General features: G+C 66.8%; 21 protein-coding genes and 1 tRNA gene. 12 read left to right on the forward strand and 10 right to left on the reverse strand.

All coding sequences use genetic code 11. From position 1 onward, the window contains the following. The 4 genes from AUCHE_RS03285 to AUCHE_RS03300 all read left to right on the forward strand — a co-directional run. Positions 1–1,617, forward strand: a 1,617-nt coding sequence (locus tag AUCHE_RS03285) for a DEAD/DEAH box helicase (protein ID WP_040321498.1), incomplete at its 5' end; no start/stop codon positions are given. Between the two features lie 9 nt (positions 1,618–1,626). Continuing rightward, positions 1,627–2,181, forward strand: a complete 555-nt coding sequence (locus tag AUCHE_RS03290; RefSeq protein ID WP_006501851.1) for a YqgE/AlgH family protein — start codon at positions 1,627–1,629, stop codon at positions 2,179–2,181. A gap of 52 nt (positions 2,182–2,233) precedes the next feature. Then, positions 2,234–2,575 carry a DUF3039 domain-containing protein gene (locus AUCHE_RS03295; protein WP_006501852.1) on the forward strand — a complete coding sequence of 114 codons (342 nt, stop codon included), beginning with the start codon at positions 2,234–2,236 and terminating at the stop codon, positions 2,573–2,575. Positions 2,576–2,709: 134 nt separating this feature from the next. Then, entirely contained in the window at positions 2,710–4,464 is a 1,755-nt protein-coding gene (locus AUCHE_RS03300) for a DEAD/DEAH box helicase (protein WP_006501853.1), read from the forward strand. A 31-nt stretch (positions 4,465–4,495) separates the two neighbouring features. On the opposite strand, the gene AUCHE_RS03305 is transcribed toward AUCHE_RS03300, so the two are convergent. After that, complete coding sequence (locus AUCHE_RS03305) at positions 4,496–5,041, reverse strand: Lrp/AsnC family transcriptional regulator (protein ID WP_006501854.1); 546 nt, start codon at positions 5,039–5,041, stop codon at positions 4,496–4,498. An 83-nt stretch (positions 5,042–5,124) separates the two neighbouring features. Between AUCHE_RS03305 and AUCHE_RS03310 the strand changes: the two genes are divergently transcribed. From AUCHE_RS03310 to AUCHE_RS03320, 3 genes are all read left to right on the forward strand, one after another. Further along, on the forward strand, positions 5,125–6,285 hold the full coding sequence (locus tag AUCHE_RS03310; RefSeq protein WP_006501855.1) for an RDD family protein: 1,161 nt from the start codon (positions 5,125–5,127) through the stop codon (positions 6,283–6,285). 115 nt (positions 6,286–6,400) lie between these two features. Further along, complete coding sequence (locus tag AUCHE_RS15480) at positions 6,401–8,386, forward strand: acyltransferase family protein (RefSeq protein ID WP_006501856.1); 1,986 nt, start codon at positions 6,401–6,403, stop codon at positions 8,384–8,386. A 133-nt stretch (positions 8,387–8,519) separates the two neighbouring features. Next, positions 8,520–9,707 (forward strand): acetyl-CoA hydrolase/transferase family protein, encoded by a 1,188-nt coding sequence (locus AUCHE_RS03320; protein WP_245706823.1) that lies wholly within the window; start codon positions 8,520–8,522, stop codon positions 9,705–9,707. A gap of 29 nt (positions 9,708–9,736) precedes the next feature. Here the strand turns inward: AUCHE_RS03320 and AUCHE_RS03325 are convergent, their stop codons facing one another. After that, positions 9,737–10,333 (reverse strand): isochorismatase family protein, encoded by a 597-nt coding sequence (locus AUCHE_RS03325; protein ID WP_006501858.1) that lies wholly within the window; start codon positions 10,331–10,333, stop codon positions 9,737–9,739. 23 nt (positions 10,334–10,356) lie between these two features. Further along, the gene (locus tag AUCHE_RS03330; RefSeq protein WP_052024815.1) at positions 10,357–11,613 is read right to left on the reverse strand and encodes a nicotinate phosphoribosyltransferase; all 1,257 of its coding nucleotides are present in this window, start codon (positions 11,611–11,613) and stop codon (positions 10,357–10,359) included. A gap of 64 nt (positions 11,614–11,677) precedes the next feature. Here AUCHE_RS03330 and clpS point away from each other — a divergent pair, with 64 nt between their 5' ends. The 5 genes from clpS to rdgB are packed head-to-tail and all read left to right on the forward strand — an operon-like array spanning position 11,678 to position 14,941. Continuing rightward, positions 11,678–11,968: an ATP-dependent Clp protease adapter ClpS gene (gene clpS, locus AUCHE_RS03335; RefSeq protein ID WP_040321504.1), complete on the forward strand. Its 291-nt coding sequence runs from the start codon at positions 11,678–11,680 to the stop codon at positions 11,966–11,968. Then, positions 11,969–12,613, forward strand: coding sequence for a DUF2017 family protein (locus AUCHE_RS03340; RefSeq protein ID WP_006501861.1), 645 nt, complete (start codon positions 11,969–11,971; stop codon positions 12,611–12,613). It begins immediately after the preceding gene. Positions 12,614–12,662: 49 nt separating this feature from the next. Further along, on the forward strand, positions 12,663–13,469 hold the full coding sequence (murI, locus tag AUCHE_RS03345) for a glutamate racemase (RefSeq protein WP_006501862.1): 807 nt from the start codon (positions 12,663–12,665) through the stop codon (positions 13,467–13,469). 48 nt (positions 13,470–13,517) lie between these two features. Further along, on the forward strand, positions 13,518–14,267 hold the full coding sequence (gene rph / locus AUCHE_RS03350; RefSeq protein WP_006501863.1) for a ribonuclease PH: 750 nt from the start codon (positions 13,518–13,520) through the stop codon (positions 14,265–14,267). Next, positions 14,264–14,941: an RdgB/HAM1 family non-canonical purine NTP pyrophosphatase gene (gene rdgB, locus AUCHE_RS03355; protein WP_006501864.1), complete on the forward strand. Its 678-nt coding sequence runs from the start codon at positions 14,264–14,266 to the stop codon at positions 14,939–14,941. Before rph ends, rdgB begins: the two co-directional genes overlap by 4 nt. 54 nt (positions 14,942–14,995) lie before the next feature. Here rdgB and AUCHE_RS03360 read toward each other — a convergent pair whose 3' ends face one another. From AUCHE_RS03360 to bcp, 7 genes are all read right to left on the reverse strand, one after another. After that, positions 14,996–16,138 carry an ABC transporter ATP-binding protein gene (locus tag AUCHE_RS03360; RefSeq protein ID WP_006501865.1) on the reverse strand — a complete coding sequence of 381 codons (1,143 nt, stop codon included), beginning with the start codon at positions 16,136–16,138 and terminating at the stop codon, positions 14,996–14,998. A gap of 44 nt (positions 16,139–16,182) precedes the next feature. Next, complete coding sequence (locus tag AUCHE_RS03365) at positions 16,183–17,940, reverse strand: ABC transporter permease (protein ID WP_040321402.1); 1,758 nt, start codon at positions 17,938–17,940, stop codon at positions 16,183–16,185. 4 nt (positions 17,941–17,944) lie between these two features. Continuing rightward, entirely contained in the window at positions 17,945–19,006 is a 1,062-nt protein-coding gene (locus AUCHE_RS03370) for an ABC transporter substrate-binding protein (protein ID WP_006501867.1), read from the reverse strand. Positions 19,007–19,147: 141 nt separating this feature from the next. Continuing rightward, positions 19,148–19,885, reverse strand: a complete 738-nt coding sequence (locus AUCHE_RS03375; protein WP_006501868.1) for a response regulator transcription factor — start codon at positions 19,883–19,885, stop codon at positions 19,148–19,150. Next, the gene (locus tag AUCHE_RS03380) at positions 19,875–20,675 is read right to left on the reverse strand and encodes a sensor histidine kinase (protein ID WP_006501869.1); all 801 of its coding nucleotides are present in this window, start codon (positions 20,673–20,675) and stop codon (positions 19,875–19,877) included. Before AUCHE_RS03380 ends, AUCHE_RS03375 begins: the two co-directional genes overlap by 11 nt. Positions 20,676–20,909: 234 nt before the next feature. Continuing rightward, positions 20,910–20,991: transfer RNA gene (locus AUCHE_RS03385), tRNA-Leu, on the reverse strand. A 127-nt stretch (positions 20,992–21,118) separates the two neighbouring features. Further along, positions 21,119–21,583: a thioredoxin-dependent thiol peroxidase gene (gene bcp / locus AUCHE_RS03390; RefSeq protein ID WP_006501870.1), complete on the reverse strand. Its 465-nt coding sequence runs from the start codon at positions 21,581–21,583 to the stop codon at positions 21,119–21,121. Positions 21,584–21,590 lie beyond the last annotated feature (7 nt).

The raw sequence follows: 21,590 nt of genomic DNA on the forward strand, positions 1-21,590 counted from the left end.
CACCGCGGTGACCGGGATCGTGATGATCGTCGGGGCCGCCCGTCGACCGAGCGTTTCGAGCGTCGGGACGGAGAACACCGGGACCGCTCCGAGCGAGGGGCTCGCAGCTCCTACCGCTCCGACTTCCGCCCCGCCCGTGGTGAACACCGCGGAGACCGACCCCGAGGAGGATACGAGCGCGGGCATCGCGCAGATCACCACGTGGAGAAACTGCGTCGGCAGGACAACCCTCCGCAGCAACTTGCCGACCGTGGCCCGGTCGAGGACGCACCGGTGGCCGAGGACAACGGGTTCGCGGCCCTGGGGCTGCCCGATGCCGCGGTACGTCGTCTCGCCAGGGGCGGTATCACCCAGCCCTTCCCGATCCAGGCGGCGACGATCCCCGATGCCCTGGCAGGCAAGGACGTCCTGGGTCGCGGACAGACCGGTTCCGGTAAGACCATGGCTTTCGGTCTGCCGACCTTGACGCGTCTCGCCCAGGGGGAGCCGTCGGAGCCCAAACGTCCCCGCGCCCTGGTGCTGGTGCCCACCCGTGAGCTGGCCATGCAGGTCAGCGACGCACTGGAGCCCATCGCGCACGTGCTCGGCCTGCGTCATAAGCTCGTCGCCGGCGGGCTCGCCTACACCTCCCAGATCGCAGCGTTGGAACGCGGCGTCGATCTGCTGATCGCCACCCCAGGGCGTCTGATGGACCTGTTGGACCGCGGCGCAGTCCGTCTCGACGGAGTCACGATTGCCGTGCTCGACGAAGCAGACCACATGGCGGACATGGGGTTCCTGCCCGATGTCACCGCGATCCTCGACCAGGTCCCGGCCGGCGGTCAGCGGCTGTTGTTCTCCGCGACCCTCGACAACGGGATCGACGAGCTGGTCGAGCGTTACCTGAACGAGCCCACGGTGCATTCCACCGACGAGCCCACGGCCAGCGTCACCACGATGGACCACCACGTGCTCTTGATCCAGCCTCAGCACAAGAAGATCGTGACCGCTCAGGTCGCGAACCGTGAAGGCCGGACCATCGTCTTCGTGCGGACCAAACTCGGGGCGGACCGGGTTGCCCGGGAGATCCGGGAGCAGGGAGTCCTGGCGGCTGCTCTGCACGGCGGCCTGAACCAGGGGGCCCGGAACCGGGTCCTGGCTGCCTTCAAGGACGGCCGGATGCCCGTCCTGGTGGCCACCGACGTGGCTGCTCGCGGTATCCACGTCGACGAGGTCTCGGTCGTCCTCCAGGTCGACCCGCCACGGGACCACAAGGACTACCTGCACCGGGCCGGTCGGACTGCCCGTGCCGGCGAGCGCGGTGCCGTGGTGACGCTGGCGCTGCCGCACCAGCGTCGCTCCACGGAACGTCTGTTGCGCACCGCAGGGGTTGAGGCCACCCCGGTCGAGGTCGGACCCGGGGACGACTCCCTGCTCGCGGCCACCGGAGCCCGGCGCACGTCGGGTATCCCGGTTCCGGAGGAGTCCTACCAGCGGATCGTGGAAGGCCGCCCTAAGCGTTCCTTCCGTGGCGGACCTCGCCAGGGACGTCCCGGACGAGGAGGGGGCTACCGCGGGCGTGACAACGGACGTCGTCGTGAGGGCGGCGAACGCATGAACGGATACGACCGGGGGTAGTTCGCCGCTGTGGAGACGAGTCTGACCGGTCGGTTGCTGGTGGCCACACCGCAGATCACGGCTCAGGTGTTCCGTCGCGGTGTCGTGCTGCTTCTGCACCACGACACCGCGGGGGCCCACGGGTTGTTGCTGAACAAACCGATCGGGGTGGACGTGGACCGTGTTCTCCCTGGATGGGGTGAGCAGGTCTGCTCTCCTCGCGAGCTCTTCCAAGGTGGGCCGGTCTCCATGGACACGGCTCTGGGCCTGGTCTGGCTACCTGGCGGGGACCGCCCGCCCGCCGTCCATCTCCTGTTCGGTGCGGTGGGGGTCGTCGATCTGGATGCTCCACCGGGGTCGGTCTCGCCCGGCGCTGCCGGGACGCGGATCTTCGCCGGTTACTCGGGATGGTCCGAAGGGCAGTTGGAAGAGGAGATCGACGAGGGCAGCTGGTACGTGGTGGACGCCACACCGGGAGACGCCTTCTGTCTCGACCCAGGGGGGCTGTGGCGGGCGGTCCTACGACGCCAGCCAGGCCGCCTGGCCTTCGTCACCCACTATCCGGACGAGCCGGAGTGGAACTGAGCACGCACCGCCCACGGGCAGCACGGTGACGGGACGCCACTACACTGGCGGCATGACCTCCCCGTTCGCACAGTCGACCCCTGCCGGACCCGGGAACGATCCCTTCGACCCCTACGGGCCGGGTGGCCCGCTCGGGCCGTCGACGGCTACCAGCGTCCTCGAACGTGAAGAGACCTCGGTCGAGCATCAGCTGTCCGAACCAGGTGATCACGAGCGCTTCTCCCATTACGTGCGTAAGGAGAAGATCCTGGAGAGCGCGTTGTCCGGACAGCCCGTGGTCGCCCTGTGCGGGAAGGTGTGGGTGCCCGGGCGCGACCCTCAGCGTTTTCCGGTGTGCCCGGTCTGCAAGGAGATCTACGAAGGGCTGCGAGCGCCCCAGGACGGCGACGACTGAACATTCAGGTGGAACCCTCCGGTTGCCATCGGTCGTGACAAGCACGCGACAGATGGCGCGTCGTCGTCGGTGACACGGTGATGCATCGAAGCGTGCAGCTGTAGCCCGGCCGGTTCGGGTACCGTGTCGGGGCGATGAGTACCTCGGCTGCCTCTCACCTGTCCCCAGCATTCCCGAAACGTGCGGCCTGGGGCACCGCCTCGAAACTACGTGCCTGGCAGGCGGAGGCACTCGATCGATATCTCGCGGTGGAACCCCGGGACTTCCTGGCGGTGGCCACGCCGGGTGCGGGCAAGACGACCTACGCCCTGCGGGTGGCGACCGAACTGCTGGACCGTGGTGTGGTGCAGAAGGTCACCATCGTGGCCCCGACCGAGCACCTGAAGACCCAGTGGGCGGATGCCGCAGCCAGGGTGGGTATCCACATCGACCCGGGTTTCACCAATGGCGCCGGTGGCACCAGCGCGGACTTCCAGGGGGTCGCTCTGACCTACGCCGGAGTGGCCACCAAGCCGTTGTTGCACCGTGCCCGTACCGAACGCTGGCGCACTCTGGTGATCCTCGACGAGATCCACCACGGCGGGGACACGAAAGCCTGGGGTGACGCCGTCAGGGAGGCCTTCGAACCGGCTACCCGGCGGCTGGCGCTGACCGGGACCCCGTTCAGGTCGGACACCGCACCCATCCCGTTCGTCCGCTATGAACCGGACGGACACGGCGTCCGACGCTCGGCCAGTGATTACACCTACGGATATGCCGAGGCCCTGTCGGACGGCGTGGTCAGGCCGGTCATCTTCCTGGCCTACAGCGGAAATATGCGTTGGCGCACCAAGGCCGGGGACGAGGTCGCGGCCCGGCTGGGGGAGCCGATGACGAAGGATCTCATCGCTCATGCGTGGCGGACCGCATTGGATCCCCGGGGGGAGTGGATCCCCTCGGTGTTGGCGGCTGCCGACCGGCGGCTCACCGAGGTGCGCAGGCATGTTCCCGATGCCGGGGCATTGGTGATCGCGACGAACCAGAGCCAGGCGAGGGCTTATGCGGGCATTCTGCGGCAGATCACAGGTGAATCGCCGACGGTGGTGCTCTCCGACGACCCCAAGGCTTCGCAGAGCATCGAGAACTTCTCGGCCGGGGAGCAGCGGTGGATGGTCGCTGTCCGGATGGTGTCCGAAGGTGTCGATGTCCCGCGGCTGGCCGTAGGGGTCTACGCGACCTCGACCTCGACCCCGTTGTTCTTCGCGCAGGCCGTCGGTCGTTTCGTGCGGGCCAGACGGCGAGGGGAGACGGCGAGTGTCTTCCTGCCCAGTGTGCCGATCATCCTGGAGCACGCGGCCAGGCTGGAGGACGAACGTGACCACGCCCTTGACCGGCCGAAAGCGCCCGGGGCCGACGATCTGTGGGCGCCCGAGGAAGAGCTCCTCGCCGAGGCCAACCGGGCGCGGAAAACCGCCGATCTCGGGGACGAGCAGCTGTCTTTCGAGGCCCTGGAGTCTGATGCCTCGTTCGACCACGTGCTCTTCGACGCCGAGCAGTACGGTTTCGTCTCCGACGCGGGTTCTGCCGACGAGCAGGACTTCCTGGGCCTGCCCGGGCTCCTGGAACCGGATCAGGTGGCGCGTCTACTGGCCGAGAAGCAGCGGCGTCATGCCCGGCGACGGCCTGCCTCGGAAACGGCGCAGGTGGCCGGACATCGTGCGCTGGCTGCGACACGTAAGGAACTGAACTCCTTGGTCGCCGCCTATGCGCGCAAGAGCGGACGGTCCCACGCTGTGGTCCACTCCGACCTACGCCGTCAGTGTGGCGGCCCTACCCTGGACCAGGCCACCCACGAGCAGGTCACAGCGCGGATCGCTCTGATCAGGCAGTGGTTCGTGGGCCGGGGCTGACCGCTCCCGGAGCGGAGCCGATTCCGTCCCGTCAACGTGGTGGTGTCCGCGGTTTCCCGGCCGGCGCGACAGGTTCGTCCGCGAGGTCCGGGTGGCTGCCGTGTCGCCCGGCGGCGGCATGGACCAGGGGCAGGGTCCTTCTGCCGATATGGGTCGCCAGGGCGATCTGGGTGGAGGCGCGTTGCACGTCGTCATGGTCGACGATGGTGTCGATCACCCGTTGCAGGTCGTGGTTGCTCCGGGCGACGGCCTTGACGAAGAGGTCGAAGCTCCCGGTGATGGTGTGGGTCTCGATGACCTCGGGGATCTGCGAGAGATGCCGGACGACGGTCGACTGTCCCGAAGTCTGTCGTATCTGCAGGCTGCAGAAAGCGGTCACCGGGAAACCCAGGGCCCGGGGGTCGACGGTGGGGGCCATCGAGGTGATGACACCGCGTTCCTGGAGCCGGTCCAGCCTGGCCTGTACCGTGCCTCGGGCGATGCCCAGCGCTCTGGAGGCGCCGAGAACCCCGATATGAGGTTGTTCGGTGAAGAGATCGATGATCCGGGCATCGAGCTGGTCCACTCCACTGATCATGTTCAGGAGCGTAATCCGACGGCAGCCGCTCCTGGAGGCTTTCCGGTGCAGGCACTCGGCCGATGGTCTGACAGGATGTCTTCATGGTTTCTCCTCCTCCCGGTTGGTACGACGACCCTGCGAACAGCGGCCGCCTGCGCTATTGGGACGGGTCTGCGTGGACCGACCAGCTGGCGGAGCCAGCAGGGAGCCCCGAGACGCCGCAGGAACCAGGGGCATCCGACAACGTGACGCCCGGGACGGCTTCGTCGGTGGACACGCCCACGGACAGGCCGGCGGACGGGCCGTTGACGACATCCGGCGGCGACAGCGCGTCATCGGGCGACGTCGGCGCCGCAAGCAAACCAGGACAGTCCGGCGGGCAGGAGTTCTGGCCTTTCGGCTCCAACTGGGGCGGAGAACAGCCTGTCCCTCCGGGGAAGTCCTCCTCGCCGGAGAGCACGACGTCCGCCGGTGCTGCCGGAGGTGACACGGCGGGCGCGACAGAAGACGCCACCTCGGTGCCTGCACGACCGACCGCCGTTCAGGCTTCGGAACAGACACAACCTCCGTCGGCGCCTGAGCCACCGTCCGCCCACCAGCCTCCGCCGGTGGCTCCTCAGTATGTGCCGCCGCCGCAGAGCATCCCGGCACAGATGCAGCCTGCACAGCAGACGCAGTCGTATTCCCTGGCGCCCTGGTGGCGTCGCATCCTGGCTTTCATGACCGACTGGGTGCTCTGTTCCCTGTTGGCCTCGCCGCTGGCCGCGATGATTCTGTCGACCCGATGGGAGGAGGTGGACGCGTGGTCGAAAGCCACATTGCAGGCGTCCGTGGGTCGGGGGAAGTTCCCGGTGCCTTCCGAGGGCGTGCTCGCACTGACCGATGTCATCGGGGTCGTCGTGGTGCTCGTGTACTTCACCTACGAGCTGGTCGGTCTCGGTAAGTTCGGGACGACCCTGGGCAGGAGGATGCTCGGCATCCAGGTCGTCTCCCGTGCAGGTGGGGCACTGACATTCGATATGATTTCACGTCGCAGTGCGATGAAGGTCGTCGGTCGGCTCCTGACGGGCTCGCCGCTCTTGTCGGGAGTCGGGCTTTTTCTCACCCTGTTCGATTTCGGGCGTGGCCTGATCGACCGGAAACGCTGCACCATCCATGATGTGTTGGGTGGTACCCACGTGGTCATGACCGTACGTCGGCCACTGCCCCAGCGACCCCACGGCCCCGTCGGCCCGGGAACCGGCCGATACCCGGGGGCCTAACTCTCCGTAGCTGCTTCACGGGGGTGGTCGCACAGCAGCGAGACGGGTTGTGACAGGCTCGACATCAGTACAGGGTGAAGATTTCCCTTGCCCGAGCAGTCATGAAGGGACAGGAGTGCGGACAGGCATCGTCGGTTCAGAGGTCGAGACGCGTACCCGTACGCGAAGGGACAAGAAGGCTCACTATCTGACCGGTCTGGACGGTGTGCGCGCTTTCGCGGTGCTCGCCGTCCTGGCCTACCACTTCCACGTTCCCTTCTCCACCGGCGGATTTCTCGGGGTCGACATCTTCTTCGTGCTGTCGGGTTACCTGATCAGCAGCCAGCTGTGGTCCCGGTGGGCAGTACAAGGCCCGGACCTGAAGATGTTCTGGCTCGCGCGGATGCGCAGACTCTTCCCTGCCGTCTTCGCGCTCATCCTGGCCTGCACCGTCGCGATGCTGATCGGTGGACGCGACCAACTGGGTGTCTTCTTCGGAGACGTCGGAGCCGCCGCCACCTATACCTCGAACTGGTGGTACATCTTCCACCAACGTTCCTACTTCGAGGCCAGTGGACGACCACCGGTGTTGCAGCATCTGTGGAGTCTTGCCGTCGAGGAACAGTTCTACGTGGTCTGGCCGCTGCTGGTACTCCTCGTCCTGAACAACATCCCGCGGCAGCGGGCGCGGCGTCAGGTACTGACCATCGTCAGTCTCACCCTGGCGGTCATCTCCTCACTGATCATGGGTTTCGGTTCGGCGATGTCCAAGGTGCCTGACGCCGGTGATCCCAGCCGGTGGTACTTCGGCACGGACAGCCACGCCATCGGGCTTCTACTGGGGGCGGCGCTGGCCTTCCACCGAGGCGGTGCCGGTTTCGGTTCGTTGATGCCGACGATCCGACCGGCCACCCGGGTGCACACCGGTATCGGCGTGTTCTGTCTCGGGCTGCTGGTCTCCGCGGTGACCCTGATCGACGAGTTCTCGGTTCCGCTGTACCGCTTCGGATTCCCGATCATTTCGGTGATCACGGTCTTCCTGGTGGCCGTGGTCTCCCGGCCGGGGATCCTCGAAGAGGTCTTCTCCATCCCGTTGTTGCGTTACATCGGGCAACGTTCCTACGGTCTGTACCTGTGGCACTGGCCGGTAGCCGCCTTCACCCGGCCCGACCTCGACCTTCCCTTCACCGGTGCGCGGGTGATGGTCCTGCGCTTCGTGTTGACCTTCGTCCTGGCGGAGCTGTCGTACCAGCTCATCGAGCAGCCGGTGCGTCTGCACGGCTGGCGCAACCCCTGGCGGAACATGCGGTGGACTTTCCCCGTCTTCCGCTTGTCCGTCATCCAGCTGGTCGCCGGGATGGCCGTGGCTTTCGCGATCCCGGCGCGGGTCGACGTCCCCCAGCCGCAGCTGCCCACTGCTGTGGCACCTTCGACGCCGACACCGTCCAAACCCACTCCGAGCCTGAGCCCTGAACAGGTGACGCCTCGCCTCGACCTCTCCCTGGTGGTCTACGGCGATTCCGTCCCCGCCGGGGCACAGAGCGCACTGCAGAAATTCTTCGGCAAGGTCGACAACCGGGCCAAAGTGGCCGAACACAGCTGGAAACTCCTCCCGGAGCTGTCCGCCGACGCCGCGGCCGGGAAGATCCGGGCCGACGTCCTGGTCATCCATACCGGTGACAACGGGATCATCCCCGACGCAGAGCTGAAACGCGCACTGGACTCGGTGAAACACATCCGGTCGGTCATCGTGGTGACTCCGAAGGTGCCTCGGAGCTGGGAACGTCGAGCCATCCAGTCGATCCGATCCATCACCCCCGGTTATGCCAACGCCACGATCGCGGACTGGCACACCTACGCCCAGAACAAACCCAGCTGGTTCGTCTCCGACGGCATCCACCTGGCCGAACCGGGCAAAGAGGCATACACCCGGCTGATCCTGTCGCAGGTCGCGATTCCCGACTCGGAGGGTTCACTGCCGAAGCCCACTCCGACGACCTCCTCACCGACCCCGTCCGCCACCGGTACGTCCAGACCTCCCGGCGGCCCCGGCCGGCCGGGATCTCCGGCGCGACCGACCACCAGACAGCCCGCCCGGACGAGCACCACGACTCCGTCCTGATCGAAGCGGTCTGTTCCCGGCGACCTCCTGCGTCGGACCGTCTGCCTTTGGCACAGTGGGTGTCGTGCGAACGATGACACCAGATCAAGCGTGCGCGCTGGTCGCGTCGCGGGGACCCAACCCTCGTATCGTGATGAGCGGCAACGGAGCCGTCCCCTGGACCATGGCACGCGCCATCGACGGGACTCTCGACGAATACCGGCTCTTCATCCTCAACGCCCCGCCCGGCATCCCTGACAGAGACGGCGTGACCCTCGAATCGGCCTTCGTCGGCGCCGGGATGCGTCGCAGTCCACGACTCGACTACTACCCTTCCCGGTTGAGCCATGTGCCCCACCTCTTCCGCAAAGGACAACTCCCGGTCGACGTCGTGGTCGTCCACACCTCGGAGCCATGTAACGGCAAAGTCAGCCTCGGCTGCGAGATCAACATCCTCTGCGGGGTCCTCGAGGCCGCGCGCAGCCGGGGCGCGCTCCTGATCGCTCAGACCAACCCGTCGATGCCGTACACCTTCGGCGACGGCGAATACGAGGTCGACATCTTCGACGCCCTGGTCGAGTCGGACATCCCTCTGGAGCCGCTCCACCACGCTGCCCCGGCGGGTACGGATGCCGCCATCGACCGAGCGGCCTCCGCACGGACGATCGGCGCCCTGGTCTCCGAACGGGTCGCCGACGGAGCCACCCTCCAGCTGGGCATCGGCGAGATCCCCGATGCGACCCTGCCCTTCCTGGCAGAGCGCCGGAATCTGGGGATCTGGACCGAGATGCTTTCCGACGGGGTACTCGCCCTGGACGACGCCGGGTCCTTGGACACCTCCCGGGTGATCACGGCTTCCTTCGTCTACGGCTCCGCTGAGCTCTACCGGTGGATCGACCGCAACCCCAGGGTCAGGGTACTGCGGACCGAGACGGTGAACTCCCCGAGCCGGATCAGCCAGAACCACGCGATGGTCAGCATCAACACCGCGCTCCAGATCGACCTGCTCGACCAGGCCAATGCTTCCCGGATCAAGGCCCGCATCCACTCCGGCTTCGGCGGGCAGACCGACTTCACCGTCGGGGCGATGCACGCCCCCAGCGGACAGGCCATCATGGCGCTGCGCAGCTGGCATCCCAAGGCCGATGTGTCCACCATCGTCCCGCTGTTGGACGAGCCGGTGACCTCTTTCCAGCACACCTGTGTGATCACCGAGAACGGCGTCGCCGAAATGGCCGGATGCTCGGAGAAACGTCAGGCCGCGAATCTCATCGAATGCGCCGCGCACCCTCGGGTACGGGACGAACTATGGGTCGAAGCCCGCAAACTGGGCCTGGCCTGATCTTGTTCACCGGCTGGGCCGCCACGGGCTCAGCCGGTGAACGTCCCGGCGAGCTCCACTCCCGCTTCACGGAGCTCCGCCAGCGCCCGGATGGTGCTCTCCTTGGCGACTCCCGCGGTCAGGTCGAGCAGCAGACGTACCGGAAGACCCGCCGTGACGGCGTCCAGTGCGGTGGCCCGAACGCAGTAGTCCGTCGCCAGACCTGCGACGTCGACCGCTTGAACACCGTTCGCCTGCAGCCAGTCGAGCAGGCCGATCTCTCGGCCGTCCTCAGCGGTGACACCTTCGAAGGCGCTGTAAGCGGCGCTGCGCTCACCCTTGCGGAAAACCGCATCCACCTTCTGAGCCTGGTCGGCCCACGCCGGATGGAACTGTGCACCGTGACTGTCGGCGGCGCAGTGCCGGGGCCAGCTCTCAGCGAAATCAGGGTGGTCCGACCAGTGCGGGCCCGGGTCCACGTGCCAGTCGGCGGTCGCCACCACCGCCATATAGTCGGGGGAGTGACATCTGAGGTAGTCCGCGATGTCGACGGCGACCTTGGCCCCTCCCGGAACGGGCAGGCTCCCTCCTTCGCAGAAGTCGTTCTGCACGTCCACGACGATCAACGCTCGGTCGTCCGCGGTCATTTCTCCTCCTGGAGGCGTAGGGGTCAGCGGATGTCGTCCTGAAAGATCGTAGGGATGACGGGCTCGCCTCGAGAGAGGCGACGCGCTCCGGCCGGCAATTCGGACAAGGCCCTCTTGTGGTGGGCGCGGGCGGTATCCGCATCGGTGTCGGTGACGATCTCACCGTCGCGGACCAGCTCGACGAGCAACGGCCGGTCGTGGTCGCGGGCCGGGGGCTCCTCACCGATACCGATCACCTCGGCTTCGGCGTCACCGGACGGTCCGATGCGACGCAGGGCATGTTTGCGTCCTCCCACCGAGGACTTGTCCTTGCTGCGTTTGGCGACATCGACCAGGTTCCCGTCCTCGTCGGCTCGGGAGACCAGTTTGTAGACGAGCCCTGCAGTGGGATGACCCGAGCCGGTGACCAGGGAGGTGCCGACCCCGTAGGCGTCGACCGGGGCTGCAGCCAGAGCAGCGATCGCATGTTCGTCCAGGTCGGAGGTGACCACGATCCGGGTCGTCGTCGCGCCCAGTGAGTCGAGCAGGGCCCGGACGTCGTAGGCCTGGGTGACCAGGTCGCCGGAGTCGATGCGCACCGCTCCCAGTTCCGGCCCGGCGATGTCCACCGCGCGGGTCACCGCTTGAACGACGTCATAGGTGTCGACCAAGAGGGTCGTCGACGCGCCCAGACTGTCCACCTGGGCTCGGAAGGCTGCTTCTTCGCTGTCGTGCAGGAGGGTGAAACTGTGCGCTGACGTCCCTGCGCTGGGGATTCCGAACCGGCGGGCTGCTTCCAGGTTGGAGGTCGTGGAGAAACCACACACGTAGGCGGCGTGGGCTGCTGCCACGGCGGCCTCCTCATGGGTGCGCCGCGAGCCCATCTCGATCAGTGGACGGCCCCCGGCGGCGGTCGCCATCCGGGAGGCCGCCGAAGCGACCGCGCAGTCGTGGTTGTAGATCGACAGCAGGAGGGTTTCCAAGATGCAGGCTTCGGCGAAGCTGCCCTCGACCACGAGCAGGGGCGAACCCGGGAAGTAGACCTCGCCTTCTCGATAACCCCACATGTTCCCGGTGAAGGCGTAGTCGCTGAGGAAATCGACCGTGTCGGCGTCGACGACTCTCCGCGCAGCCAGGAATTCCAGTTCGTCGTCCTGAAAGCGGAAGTCCCGCAAGGACTTCAGCATCCTGCCCACTCCTGCGACCACGCCGTAGCGCCGCCCGTCGGGCAGCCGCCGCCCGAAAAGCTCGAAGATGCTGTGACGATGCGCGGCGCCCGAATGAAGAGCGGCCTGCAACATGGTCAACTCGTAGTGGTCGGTCAGGAGTGCGGTGCTGGTCACGGGCACACTCTATTGTGGTGCCGTGTCGACTGCCCCCACGGACCAGCTGCTCCGGCTCGAACAGGCCACCACGGACGTGGACGTGCCCTGGGTGACCATCGTCTGGAACGATCCGGTCAACCTGATGAGCTATGTGACCTGGGTCTTCCGGAGCTATTTCGGATTCTCCCAGGCCAAAGCCCACTCCCTGATGCTGGACGTGCACCACAAAGGCCGGGCCGTCGTCGCCAGCGGGCCACGTGAACAGATGGAACGGCACACCGAAGCGCTCCAGGGTTACGGACTCTGGGCGACCTACCAGAAGGACGAGTAGATGGCCCACGCCTTCCACTTCCGACAAGGACGCTTCGCCGCCCGTCTCGACGAGGACGAGCGCGCCCTGCTGATCTCCCTCATGGAGCAGGTCCACCGGCTGGTGTCCAGACCCGCTCGCCCCACCACCGGTGACGACTTCGAGGACCTGATGCGCGGCGCCGGACTCGCCGACCTGGACGGCTCCGCACCGCATCTGCACGACGACGACCTGGACGACCCCGGACGAGACCCGGCACTGGATCGGCTCCTCCCGGATGCACACCGGGAAGACCCTCTCGCCGCAGCTGAATTCCGACGTATGGTGGCTCCAGGCCTCCGCGACCGCAAAGCCTCGAATCTGCAGACTGCGATGGCTCTGCTCGCCGCTCCCGCCGACGGCCCGACCCCGGAGGATCCCGACGAACTTCTCCTCGACCAGGACGGTGCGCAAAGCCTGGTCACCGCGCTCACCGACGTCCGTCTCGTCCTGGGCGACCGCCTGGACCTGCGGACCGACGACGACGGCGACCGGCTCGAACAGGCCGTCACCGATGACACCCTCGACGAGAAGACCACCGAACTCGTCATGATCTACGACTTCCTCACCTGGCTACAGGAATCCCTCTCCGAAGCGCTCATCCAAGCGTTGGACGACCCGACCTGAGACACACCTGGGAACAGAGCGCCCGCCGCCGCCCTCTATAGTCGTCGTCGTGGTGGACGCTCCGATCGGTATCTTCGACTCCGGCTACGGCGGCCTGACCGTCGCACGAGCGGTCCTGGACCAGCTCCCACACGAAGCCGTCGAATACTTCGGCGACACCGCACGCGCACCCTACGGGCCGCGACCCATCGCCCAGACCCGCCAGTACGCCTTGGAATGCCTCGACGGGCTGGTCGACCGCGGCGTCAAGATCCTCGTCATCGCCTGTAATACGGCCAGCGCAGCCGTCCTGCACGATGCCCGGGAACGCTACGACGTCCCCGTCGTCGAAGTGATCCGCCCCGCCGTCCGGCGAGCCGCCGCCGCGACCCGCAACCAGAAGGTCGGTGTCATCTCCACCCAGGGCACACACCAGAGCCGCGCCTACCCCGACGCTTTCGCCGCAGCCCCCCAGATCGACGTCCTCAGCCAGCCCTGCCCACGTTTCGTGGAATTCGTGGAACAAGGGATCACCGGCGGCGACGACCTGCTCGCCGTCGCCCACGGATACCTGGACCCGGTCGTCGCGGCAGGCGTCGACACCCTCATCCTGGGATGCACCCACTACCCGCTGCTCACCGGCGTCATCAGCTATGTCGTCGGAGACCTGGTCACCCTGGTCTCCTCCGCGGAGGAGACCGCGAAGGACGTCTACCGAGTCCTCGCCGACCGCGGCGAACTACGCGCCGACTCCCTCACCACTCCGGAACACCGCTTCACCACCACCGGCGACCCTGCCGAGTTCGCGAACCTCGCCAAACGTTTCCTCGGGCCGGAAGTCACCGGCGTCTACCGGGGAAGCGCGCAGGACACCTGACCCGCGACCCGAGAACGACCCGGCACCGATCCCGATAGGGTTTCGACCATGACGACCCGACACGACGGCCGCGCCGCAGACCAGCTCCGCGACATCCGCATCACCCGTAACTGGCTCGACCATGCCGAAGGCAGCGTCCTGGTGGAATTCGGCCGCACCCGGGTGCTCTGCGCCGCCAGTTTCACCGAAGGCGTGCCACGGTGGTTGAAAGGACAGGGCAAAGGCTGGGTCACCGCCGAGTACGCGATGCTCCCCCGGTCGACCAACACCCGTAACGACCGTGAATCCGTCAAGGGCAAGATCGGCGGACGCACCCACGAGATCTCCCGGCTGGTCGGACGATCTCTCCGCGCCGTCGTCGACATGAAAGCCCTGGGGGAGAACACCATAGTCCTGGACTGCGACGTCCTCCAGGCCGACGGCGGCACCCGCACCGCCGCCATCACCGGCGCCTATGTCGCACTCGCCGACGCGATCGCAGCGGGGAAGGCATCCCGGGCGATCCGCTCGTCCGCGACAGTACTCACCGGGTCGGTGGCCGCAGTCAGCGTCGGCGTGGTCAAAGGCGCACCGGTGCTCGACCTGGACTATGTGGAGGACGTCGACGCCGACACCGACATGAATGTCGTCATGACCGGTGACGGACGGTTCGTGGAGGTGCAGGGGACTGCGGAGGGCGAACCCTTCGACCGTGCACTGCTCGACGGGCTGCTGGCCCTGGCCGAGGTGGGTTGTGCCAGGCTGACCGAGCTCCAGCAGACGGCCCTGGAGGCCCCGGCCCGGGAGCGTTCCCGATGAACCAGCGTGACATCGCCGCCGCCGCAAGGCAGGACCGTCGGATCGTGCTGGCGACCCGGAACGAGGGCAAAGTGCGCGAGCTGCGAGTCATCCTCGCCGACGTACTGGCCGAGACGGGATACGAACTGATCGGTGTCTCCGAGTTCCCCGAGCTGACCGACGTGGTCGAGACGGGGGTGACTTTCGCAGCCAATGCGACGTTGAAGGCTACCTCGGTGGCCGCGGCGACCGGCCTGCCGGCGTTGGCGGACGACTCCGGATTGGCCGTGGACGTCCTGGGCGGCTCTCCAGGGGTCTTCAGCGCGCGCTGGTCCGGGCGGCACGGTGACGACCGCGCCAACCTGGAACTGTTGCTCGCTCAGCTCGGTGACGTGCCGGACCAGGAGCGGTCGGCGGCCTTCGTCTGTGCAGCCGCCCTGGCCGTCCCAGATGGCAGCGGAGAACCCGAGAAATGCGAGGTCGTGGTGCGGGAGGGGCGTTTTCCCGGCAGGTTGACGCGTTCTCCCCGCGGTGAGAACGGTTTCGGATACGACCCGATCCTCCTGGTCGACGGAGACACTCGGACCGCTGCGGAGCTGTCTCCGGAGGAGAAGAATGCCATCAGCCATCGTGGCAGGGCGTTCGGGGCGTTGAGCGTCGATCTCAGGGAGCGGCTGCCCCACAGGCCCCGGTGAAGACCGCAACCTCCGGGTGGGCCGCCGGGATGACGCGGCCCACCCCGGTTGATGTCAGTCCCGCTGGAGCAGCCAGCCGCGGTCGTCGGCGAAGGTGATCCGGACGAGGTCGCCGGGCTTGAGGATGCCGTGGTAGTCGGGGTCGGAGTCCACGGCGACGACCGTCCCGGACGCCGACTCGATCTCGTATTCCACGGTCGACCCGTAGAACACCGAGGAGAGCACCCGCCCCCGGTCGCCTTCCACGGCGGACTCCGAGCCGGAGGTGAGGGCTTCCACCCGGATCGACTCGGGACGGACGAGCAAGGTCTGGGTGCCGGCCGGGGAGACCCGCGACGCCGTGGACACCGTCCGGGCACGGCCGAGAACGTTCACGTCGGCGCGGCCCTCGTCCAGGTGCAGGGTCTCGGTGTCGAAGAAATTCGCCTGACCGATGAAATCGGCGACGAAGACTGTCGCCGGCCGGTGGTAGATCTCCTCCGGGGTGCCGATCTGTTCGATCCGGCCGCGGTTCATCACCACGATCCGGTCGGACAGGCTCATCGCCTCGTCCTGGTCGTGGGTGACATAGATGGCGGTGATCCCCATCCGTTTCTGCAGGCTGCGGATCTCGGCGCGCATCTGGACCCTCAGCTTGGCGTCGAGATTGGACAGCGGCTCGTCGAAGAGGAGCACCCTGGGACGCATCACCATGGCCCGGGCCAGGGCCACTCGTTGCTGCTGCCCGCCGGAGAGCTGATGCGGTGCGCGGTCGGCGAGCCGCACCAGGTCCATCGCGGTCAGCGCGCCTTCGACGTGTTCGGCGAGGACGGCTTTGTTCGTCTTCTTCAGGCGCAGCCCGTAGGCGACATTGTCGTACACGCTCAGGTGAGGGAAGAGCGCATACGACTGGAAGACCATCGACATGGGACGTTTGTCGGGGGTGAGTCTCAGCATGTCCTCGTCGTCGAGGGTGATCTCCCCGGAGGTCGGGGTCTCGAATCCGGCGATCATGCGCAGGGTGGTGGTCTTGCCGCAACCGGAGGGCCCCAGGAGGGTGAGGAACTCCCCGGGTTCGGTGCGCAGGTCGACCCCGTCGACGGCGGCGAAGACCCCGGCGGCGGTGGGGAATGTCTTCACCAGTGCGGACAGCCGGATCACCCCGGTGCGCGCCTCGCCCTTCGAAACGGTCTGGGTGGTCGGGGCGGTAGCGGTCATGATGGCCGGTTCTCCTTCGGTACGTGCGGAGGCGGGAGCCGTTTTCACAGCCCGCCGCCCAATCCACTGGACGGGGTGGAACGTCGACGCAGTGCGAGGTTCAGCAGGGCCATCACGCCGGTGACGATGAGGATGAGCAGGGTGCAGAAGGCGAAGGCGTTGCCGAAGCGGCCGGCGTCCACCTCCGAGAGGATCTGCTTGGTCATGATCTGGGTGTGGGGTGTGGTGATGAAGATGATCGGCGACAGGGTCGTCATCGACCGGGCGAAGGCGTAGATCAGCCCGGACAGCAGTGCTGGCCGGATGAGCGGCAGGGTGACCTTGCGGAAGGTGGTGATCGAGTCCGCGCCCAGGGAGGCCGAGGCTTCGTCGATGGCCGGGTCGATCTGCTGCAAGGCGGCGACCCCGGAACGCTGCCCGGAAGGCATGGAACGGATGACGTAGACCATGACGATGGCGATCGACCCGCCGAACAGGGCCGCGCCGCCGCTGAGCGCAGGCAGCCACATGCGTCCTCCGGCGATGAGCGGCTGGTTGAAGGCGATGGCGTAGCCGATGCCGACGACGGTGCCGGGGACGGCCAGGCCGAGCATCCCCAGGAAGTCCAGCCAGGCGGCGCCGTGGCGGAGCTTACGGACGACCAGCCAGGCGATCACCATGCCGAGCAGCCCGGCCAGAGGGGTGGCGATGAGGGCGAGCAGTGTGGTGTCGGTGATGGATTTGTTGCCGATCCCGGAGAGGACGTAGCGGAAGTTGTCCAGGGTCGGGGTGTTGTTCACCCCGAGGATCTGCACGAACGCTCCCACCAGGACGGTCGCGTAGATCAGGGCGACCAGGGAGGCGATCGCCCAGGCGGCCCCGCCGAGCAGGATCCTCGATGCTCCTCCGGCGACTGTGGTGGGTCGTCCGGCGGGCTTGCCGGTCACGGTCACCACCGATTTCTTCCCGACCCAGTAACGCTGGACCAGGAAGACCAATACGGCCGGGACCAGCAGGGCCAGGGAGTACGCCGAACCCGAGCGGACGTCGTACTCACCGGTGATGGCGATGAAGGCCCTCGACGCGAGCACGGTGTAGTCACCGCCGATGACCAGGGGATTGGCCAGATCTGCGATCGCTTCGACGAAGAGCAACAGGAAACTGCTCGCGAAACCGGGCGCGAGCATGGGGAGAGTGACCGTCCAGAAGATCCGCCAACGGCTGGCACCGAGATTCGCGGCGGCTTCGTCCAAGGAGGGGTCCAAGGCCTCCAGGAGCCCTTTGAAGTTCATGTACGCGACCGGGAAGAAGGACAGCGCGAGGACCAGGGTCAGCCCGGTCAGCCCGTACAGGTCGTACTCGACGCCGAACAGGCCGTGGGTGATGATCCCGCGTCGCCCGAACAGGGTGATCACGGCGGTGGCGACCGCGAAGGGCGGTGACACGATGGGCATCAGGGCGAGCAGATGCAGGGCACGTTTCCCCGGCACGTCGACCCTGGTCTGAACGTAGGCGAGCAGGAAACCGATCCCGGTGCCCAGGGCGCCCACCAAGGTGCCCAGCACGAGGGTGTTCAGGACGATGCCCCGGTTGACCGGGCTGGTGAACAGCCCGGTCAACACGGTGGCGCCTTCGGCGCTGAATGCGCTGGCGAAGATCTGTACCAACGGGTGGACGATCATGAGCCCGAGCAGAGCGACGACGACGGTGACCACCACAGCGGTCGGTGTGTCGAACCGGCGTCGTCGTCGGCTGCCCGGCTTCGTCGCGGACGGCGCCCCGGGGTCGACAGCGGTCGAGGGCGGAGCTTCTACGGTCGTCATGGCTTCAGCTCTTGGGCTGTGCGGCGACGTCGGCGTCGAAACGTTGAGTCAGTGGCTTCTTCGCCTTGGCCGCCTTGGTGAAGTCGTAGTCGATGAGGTTCACGTCGGAGAGCTTCACCATCCGGGGGTCCTCCTTGGACTCAGGATTGGTGTGCACCTGGTAGGAGCCCACGGTCGGCCCGATGTCCTGGGCCTCGGCGGTGAGCGCCCATTCGGCGTACTTCTTCGCCGCGTCGGCATTCTTCGAACCCTTGACGACGGCGACGCCGCCGACCTCGTACCCGGTGCCCTCCTTGGGGAAGGACACGACGAGGTCGCTCATGCCTTTCTCCTTGTAGAGGACACAGTCGTGGCTGAAGACCAGGCCGACCGCGGCCTCGCCCCGCCCGGCGGCCTGACCGGGAGCGGTTCCCGACTTGGTGTACTGCAGGACGTTGCTGTGCAGCTTCTTCATGTAGTCCAGGCCGGCGTCCTCCCCACCGAGCCGGACGACCTGGGTCCACAGTGTGGTGAACGCTGTCCCGGAGGTCGAGGGGTGGGCGGTGCTGATCTGCTTCTTCAGCTTGGGGGAGAGCAGGTCCTCCCAGGACTGGGGAACAGGCTGGCCGAGGGACTCCAGGACCTTCTTGTTGGAACAGAACCCGAGCGCTCCGAGGTAGACGCCATGCCAGTACCCTTCCGGGTCCTTGTACTTCTCGGGGATCTTCGCCGCCGTCGGCGGGGCGTACTTCTCCAGGAGCCCCTGCTCCCGCGCAGCCCCGTAACCGTCGGCCGGTCCTCCGTGCCAGACGTCGAACTCCGGTGCCGTTTTGGCCGCCGCCAACCGGGCGACGGTCTCCCCGGACGACAACCGTACGAAGGTCGCCGGAACTCCGGTCTTCGCGGTGAACGCCTTCGTCCAAGCCGCGCAGACGTCCTCCATGGCGCCACATGCCACGGAGATGGTTCCAGACCCCCCGCCGGAAGCTGAGGCCAAAGTCTTCTCGTCCACCGCACACGAGGTCACTGCGAGGCCGATGAGGCAGCCCGCGGTGACGGTGGCGGCGACCCGGGCGGTGCGCGTCATTGCGTCTCCTGCAGAACGAGGGGTGTACGTCGTCCCGTCAGATTAGGAAGTCCTCCGACACGTCAGGTCACCGTCCCGGACACAAACGGTCACGAAACCGTGACCCTCACTCCGTCGATGCCTCGCCGACCTGACTCATGCTCAGTTGAGCACCACGATCCGGTAGCCACACCCGCGATCGGACACGATCTGCGGCGCACCCGGCACCGTGTCGAGCTTGCTACGCAACCGGTAGATCGCCGTCTTCACGACACTCGAACAACCGACATGCTCAGGACCGTGACCGATCACCTGAGCCAATTCCACCCAACGCAAGGTCACCCCCGGGCGCTCGCCGAGAGCCAACAACAACCGGAACTCACCTGGCGTCAGATGCAACTCCCGCCCGTCCACGAACGCACGATGCTGATGGACATCAAGTTTCAACACGCCCAGCTCACGCACCGCCGGATGCGCCGGCCCCGAGACCGCCACCGGCCCGAGCGGACCACCCGCCCCACCCATCCGACGCAACACCGCCGAGACCCGCAAGGCCAACTCCCGCGGACTGAACGGCTTCGTCAGATAGTCGTCCGCCCCGGCCTCCAACCCGGCGACCCGGTCCTCGGTGTCACCCAAGGCGGTCAACAGGATCACCGGCACCGCCGACACCGCCCGCAACCGCCGGCACAGATCCACCCCGGACTCCCCGGGAAGCATCACGTCCAAGACGACGAGATCAACCCTCACCTCGGACAACACACGCCACGCGCCGACCGCGTCATGAGCCGTGACGACCGCCAACCCCTGCGCCTCGAGCGCGAACTGGACGAGCTCGGCCATCCGAGGTTCGTCGTCGACGACGAGCACCCGCTGCTTCACGGCCCGATCAGTTCTCATCGCTGCTCCTCGGTAGGGACATCATCACGCGGGTGCCGTGGGCGCTGACCGTGTCGATCACCAACCGTCCGTCATGCAACTGCACGATCTTCCGGGTGATGATCATCCCCAGGCCGTTCCCGGTCGGTGACTTGCCGGCCATCGTCCGCCGAAAGAGCGCCGCCTGCTGGGCCTCGTCCATCCCGGTGCCGTCATCGGAAACCGTCACCAAGACCCCAGACTCGGTACGACGCGCACGGACGTGCACCGTCGCCCCAGGGCCACCGTGACGGACAGCATTGGTGATCAGATTGACCAAGGCCTGCCGGAGCAGCTGAGGATCGCCGGACAGCTCCGGCGGCGCACCAGGAGTGTCGATGACGATCCGGTTGTCGTACAGACCACGCAGATCGTCCACCGCGTCCTGCACGACCCTGCGCAGATCGACCTTCTGCGCGCGCAGGACGAAGTCGCCGCTGTCGATACGGGCTTCGGTGAGCAGATCCTGGGCGAGCGCCTGCATGAGACGGCTGTTGACCTCGATGGTGTTCAACAGTCGGTGCTGGCGTTCGTTGACCGGTCCCGCGGTCTCGTCGGTGAGCAGTTCGGTCGACCCGGAGATCAACGCCAGCGGGGTGCGTACCTCGTGGCTGAGCATCGCGACCCGGTCGGCCCGATGCTGGGCCAGCTCGCGCCAGCGGAGATTCTCGGCACGGATGACCGTCAGTTCTCTCCGGGACCGGGCCCACAGAACGGACACCACGACGGACGTGAGTGCGAAAGCCGTCAACACGGCGGTCGTCCAGGGCATGGTCACCTGCGATGTGGCGGTGGGGTCAAGGCGTTGCGGTGATGTTAGCGCGCCACCACCAGCGTCTTTCCAGCGATCTCCACCGAACCGGAAGCCCGGCCCGACACAGACGATCTCACCGCGACTCTCCCGGAATCGAGGAAGAAGCCCCCGACACGAAGAAGAGCGACGCAGGCGCACCCATCGGCCACTGTCAGGAGACCGGGACAGGAAACGCCTGCATCGCTCACCGCGTGCGGAAGAAGGGACTCGAACCCTCACGCCTTACGGCACAGGAACCTAAATCCTGCGTGTCTGCCAATTTCACCACTCCCGCGCAAGCGTGAAGTTTACGGCCTGTTCGACGAGAAGTAGGCATTCAGGCCCACTGAGACATTTCGGCGACACCGAACTTCACGCCGGACGACTGCGCGTGCGACCACGCGGGCAGCCGTCCGTGCTGGTCAGACCTTCAAGCCTTTCCGAAGCGAGGCTACATGCCCGGTGGCTTTCACGTTGTACCGTGCGAGGCTGATGCGGCCTTCACCGTCGATGACGACCGTGGAGCGGATCACCCCGGTCACCGTCTTGCCGTAGAGCTTCTTCTCCCCGTACGCGCCGTAGGCGGTCAGGACGGCCTTGTCCGGATCGGACAACAGCGGGTAGGTCAACGATTCCTTCTCGACGAAGGCTGCCAGTTTCTCCGGGCTGTCCGGGGAGATCCCGACGATCTCGTACCCGGCGGCCCGCAGGGGTTCCAGGGAGTCCCGGAAGTCGCAGGCCTGCTTGGTGCACCCCGGTGTCATCGCGGCCGGGTAGAAGAAGATGATCAGTGTGCGCCCGGCGTAATCGGCCAGACTCACCGTCGTCCCCGAGTCGCTGGTGAGTGTCCAGGCTGGGGCGAGTTCACCGGGTTCCAGGCGGGTCATGGGTTGC

Source organism: Austwickia chelonae NBRC 105200 (assembly GCF_000298175.1).
Lineage (GTDB): Bacteria > Actinomycetota > Actinomycetes > Actinomycetales > Dermatophilaceae > Austwickia > Austwickia chelonae.

Excerpts from the sequence above, each read along its gene's own strand:
- AUCHE_RS03365 (WP_040321402.1), bottom strand. The coding sequence starts at position 17,940 with ATGACGACCGTAGAAGCTCCGCCCTCGACCGCTGTCGACCCCGGGGCG.
- AUCHE_RS03330 (WP_052024815.1), bottom strand. The coding sequence starts at position 11,613 with ATGTTGCAGGCCGCTCTTCATTCGGGCGCCGCGCATCGTCACAGCATC.
- rdgB (WP_006501864.1), top strand. The coding sequence starts at position 14,264 with ATGAACCAGCGTGACATCGCCGCCGCCGCAAGGCAGGACCGTCGGATC.
- AUCHE_RS03360 (WP_006501865.1), bottom strand. The coding sequence starts at position 16,138 with ATGACCGCTACCGCCCCGACCACCCAGACCGTTTCGAAGGGCGAGGCG.
- AUCHE_RS03325 (WP_006501858.1), bottom strand. The coding sequence starts at position 10,333 with ATGACCGCGGACGACCGAGCGTTGATCGTCGTGGACGTGCAGAACGAC.
- bcp (WP_006501870.1), bottom strand. The coding sequence starts at position 21,583 with ATGACCCGCCTGGAACCCGGTGAACTCGCCCCAGCCTGGACACTCACC.
- AUCHE_RS03305 (WP_006501854.1), bottom strand. The coding sequence starts at position 5,041 with ATGATCAGTGGAGTGGACCAGCTCGATGCCCGGATCATCGATCTCTTC.
- AUCHE_RS03320 (WP_245706823.1), top strand. The coding sequence starts at position 8,520 with ATGAGCGGCAACGGAGCCGTCCCCTGGACCATGGCACGCGCCATCGAC.
- AUCHE_RS03370 (WP_006501867.1), bottom strand. The coding sequence starts at position 19,006 with ATGACGCGCACCGCCCGGGTCGCCGCCACCGTCACCGCGGGCTGCCTC.
- rph (WP_006501863.1), top strand. The coding sequence starts at position 13,518 with ATGACGACCCGACACGACGGCCGCGCCGCAGACCAGCTCCGCGACATC.
- AUCHE_RS03295 (WP_006501852.1), top strand. The coding sequence starts at position 2,234 with ATGACCTCCCCGTTCGCACAGTCGACCCCTGCCGGACCCGGGAACGAT.
- AUCHE_RS03375 (WP_006501868.1), bottom strand. The coding sequence starts at position 19,885 with ATGAGAACTGATCGGGCCGTGAAGCAGCGGGTGCTCGTCGTCGACGAC.
- AUCHE_RS03380 (WP_006501869.1), bottom strand. The coding sequence starts at position 20,675 with ATGCCCTGGACGACCGCCGTGTTGACGGCTTTCGCACTCACGTCCGTC.
- AUCHE_RS03300 (WP_006501853.1), top strand. The coding sequence starts at position 2,710 with ATGAGTACCTCGGCTGCCTCTCACCTGTCCCCAGCATTCCCGAAACGT.
- AUCHE_RS03340 (WP_006501861.1), top strand. The coding sequence starts at position 11,969 with ATGGCCCACGCCTTCCACTTCCGACAAGGACGCTTCGCCGCCCGTCTC.
- AUCHE_RS03310 (WP_006501855.1), top strand. The coding sequence starts at position 5,125 with ATGGTTTCTCCTCCTCCCGGTTGGTACGACGACCCTGCGAACAGCGGC.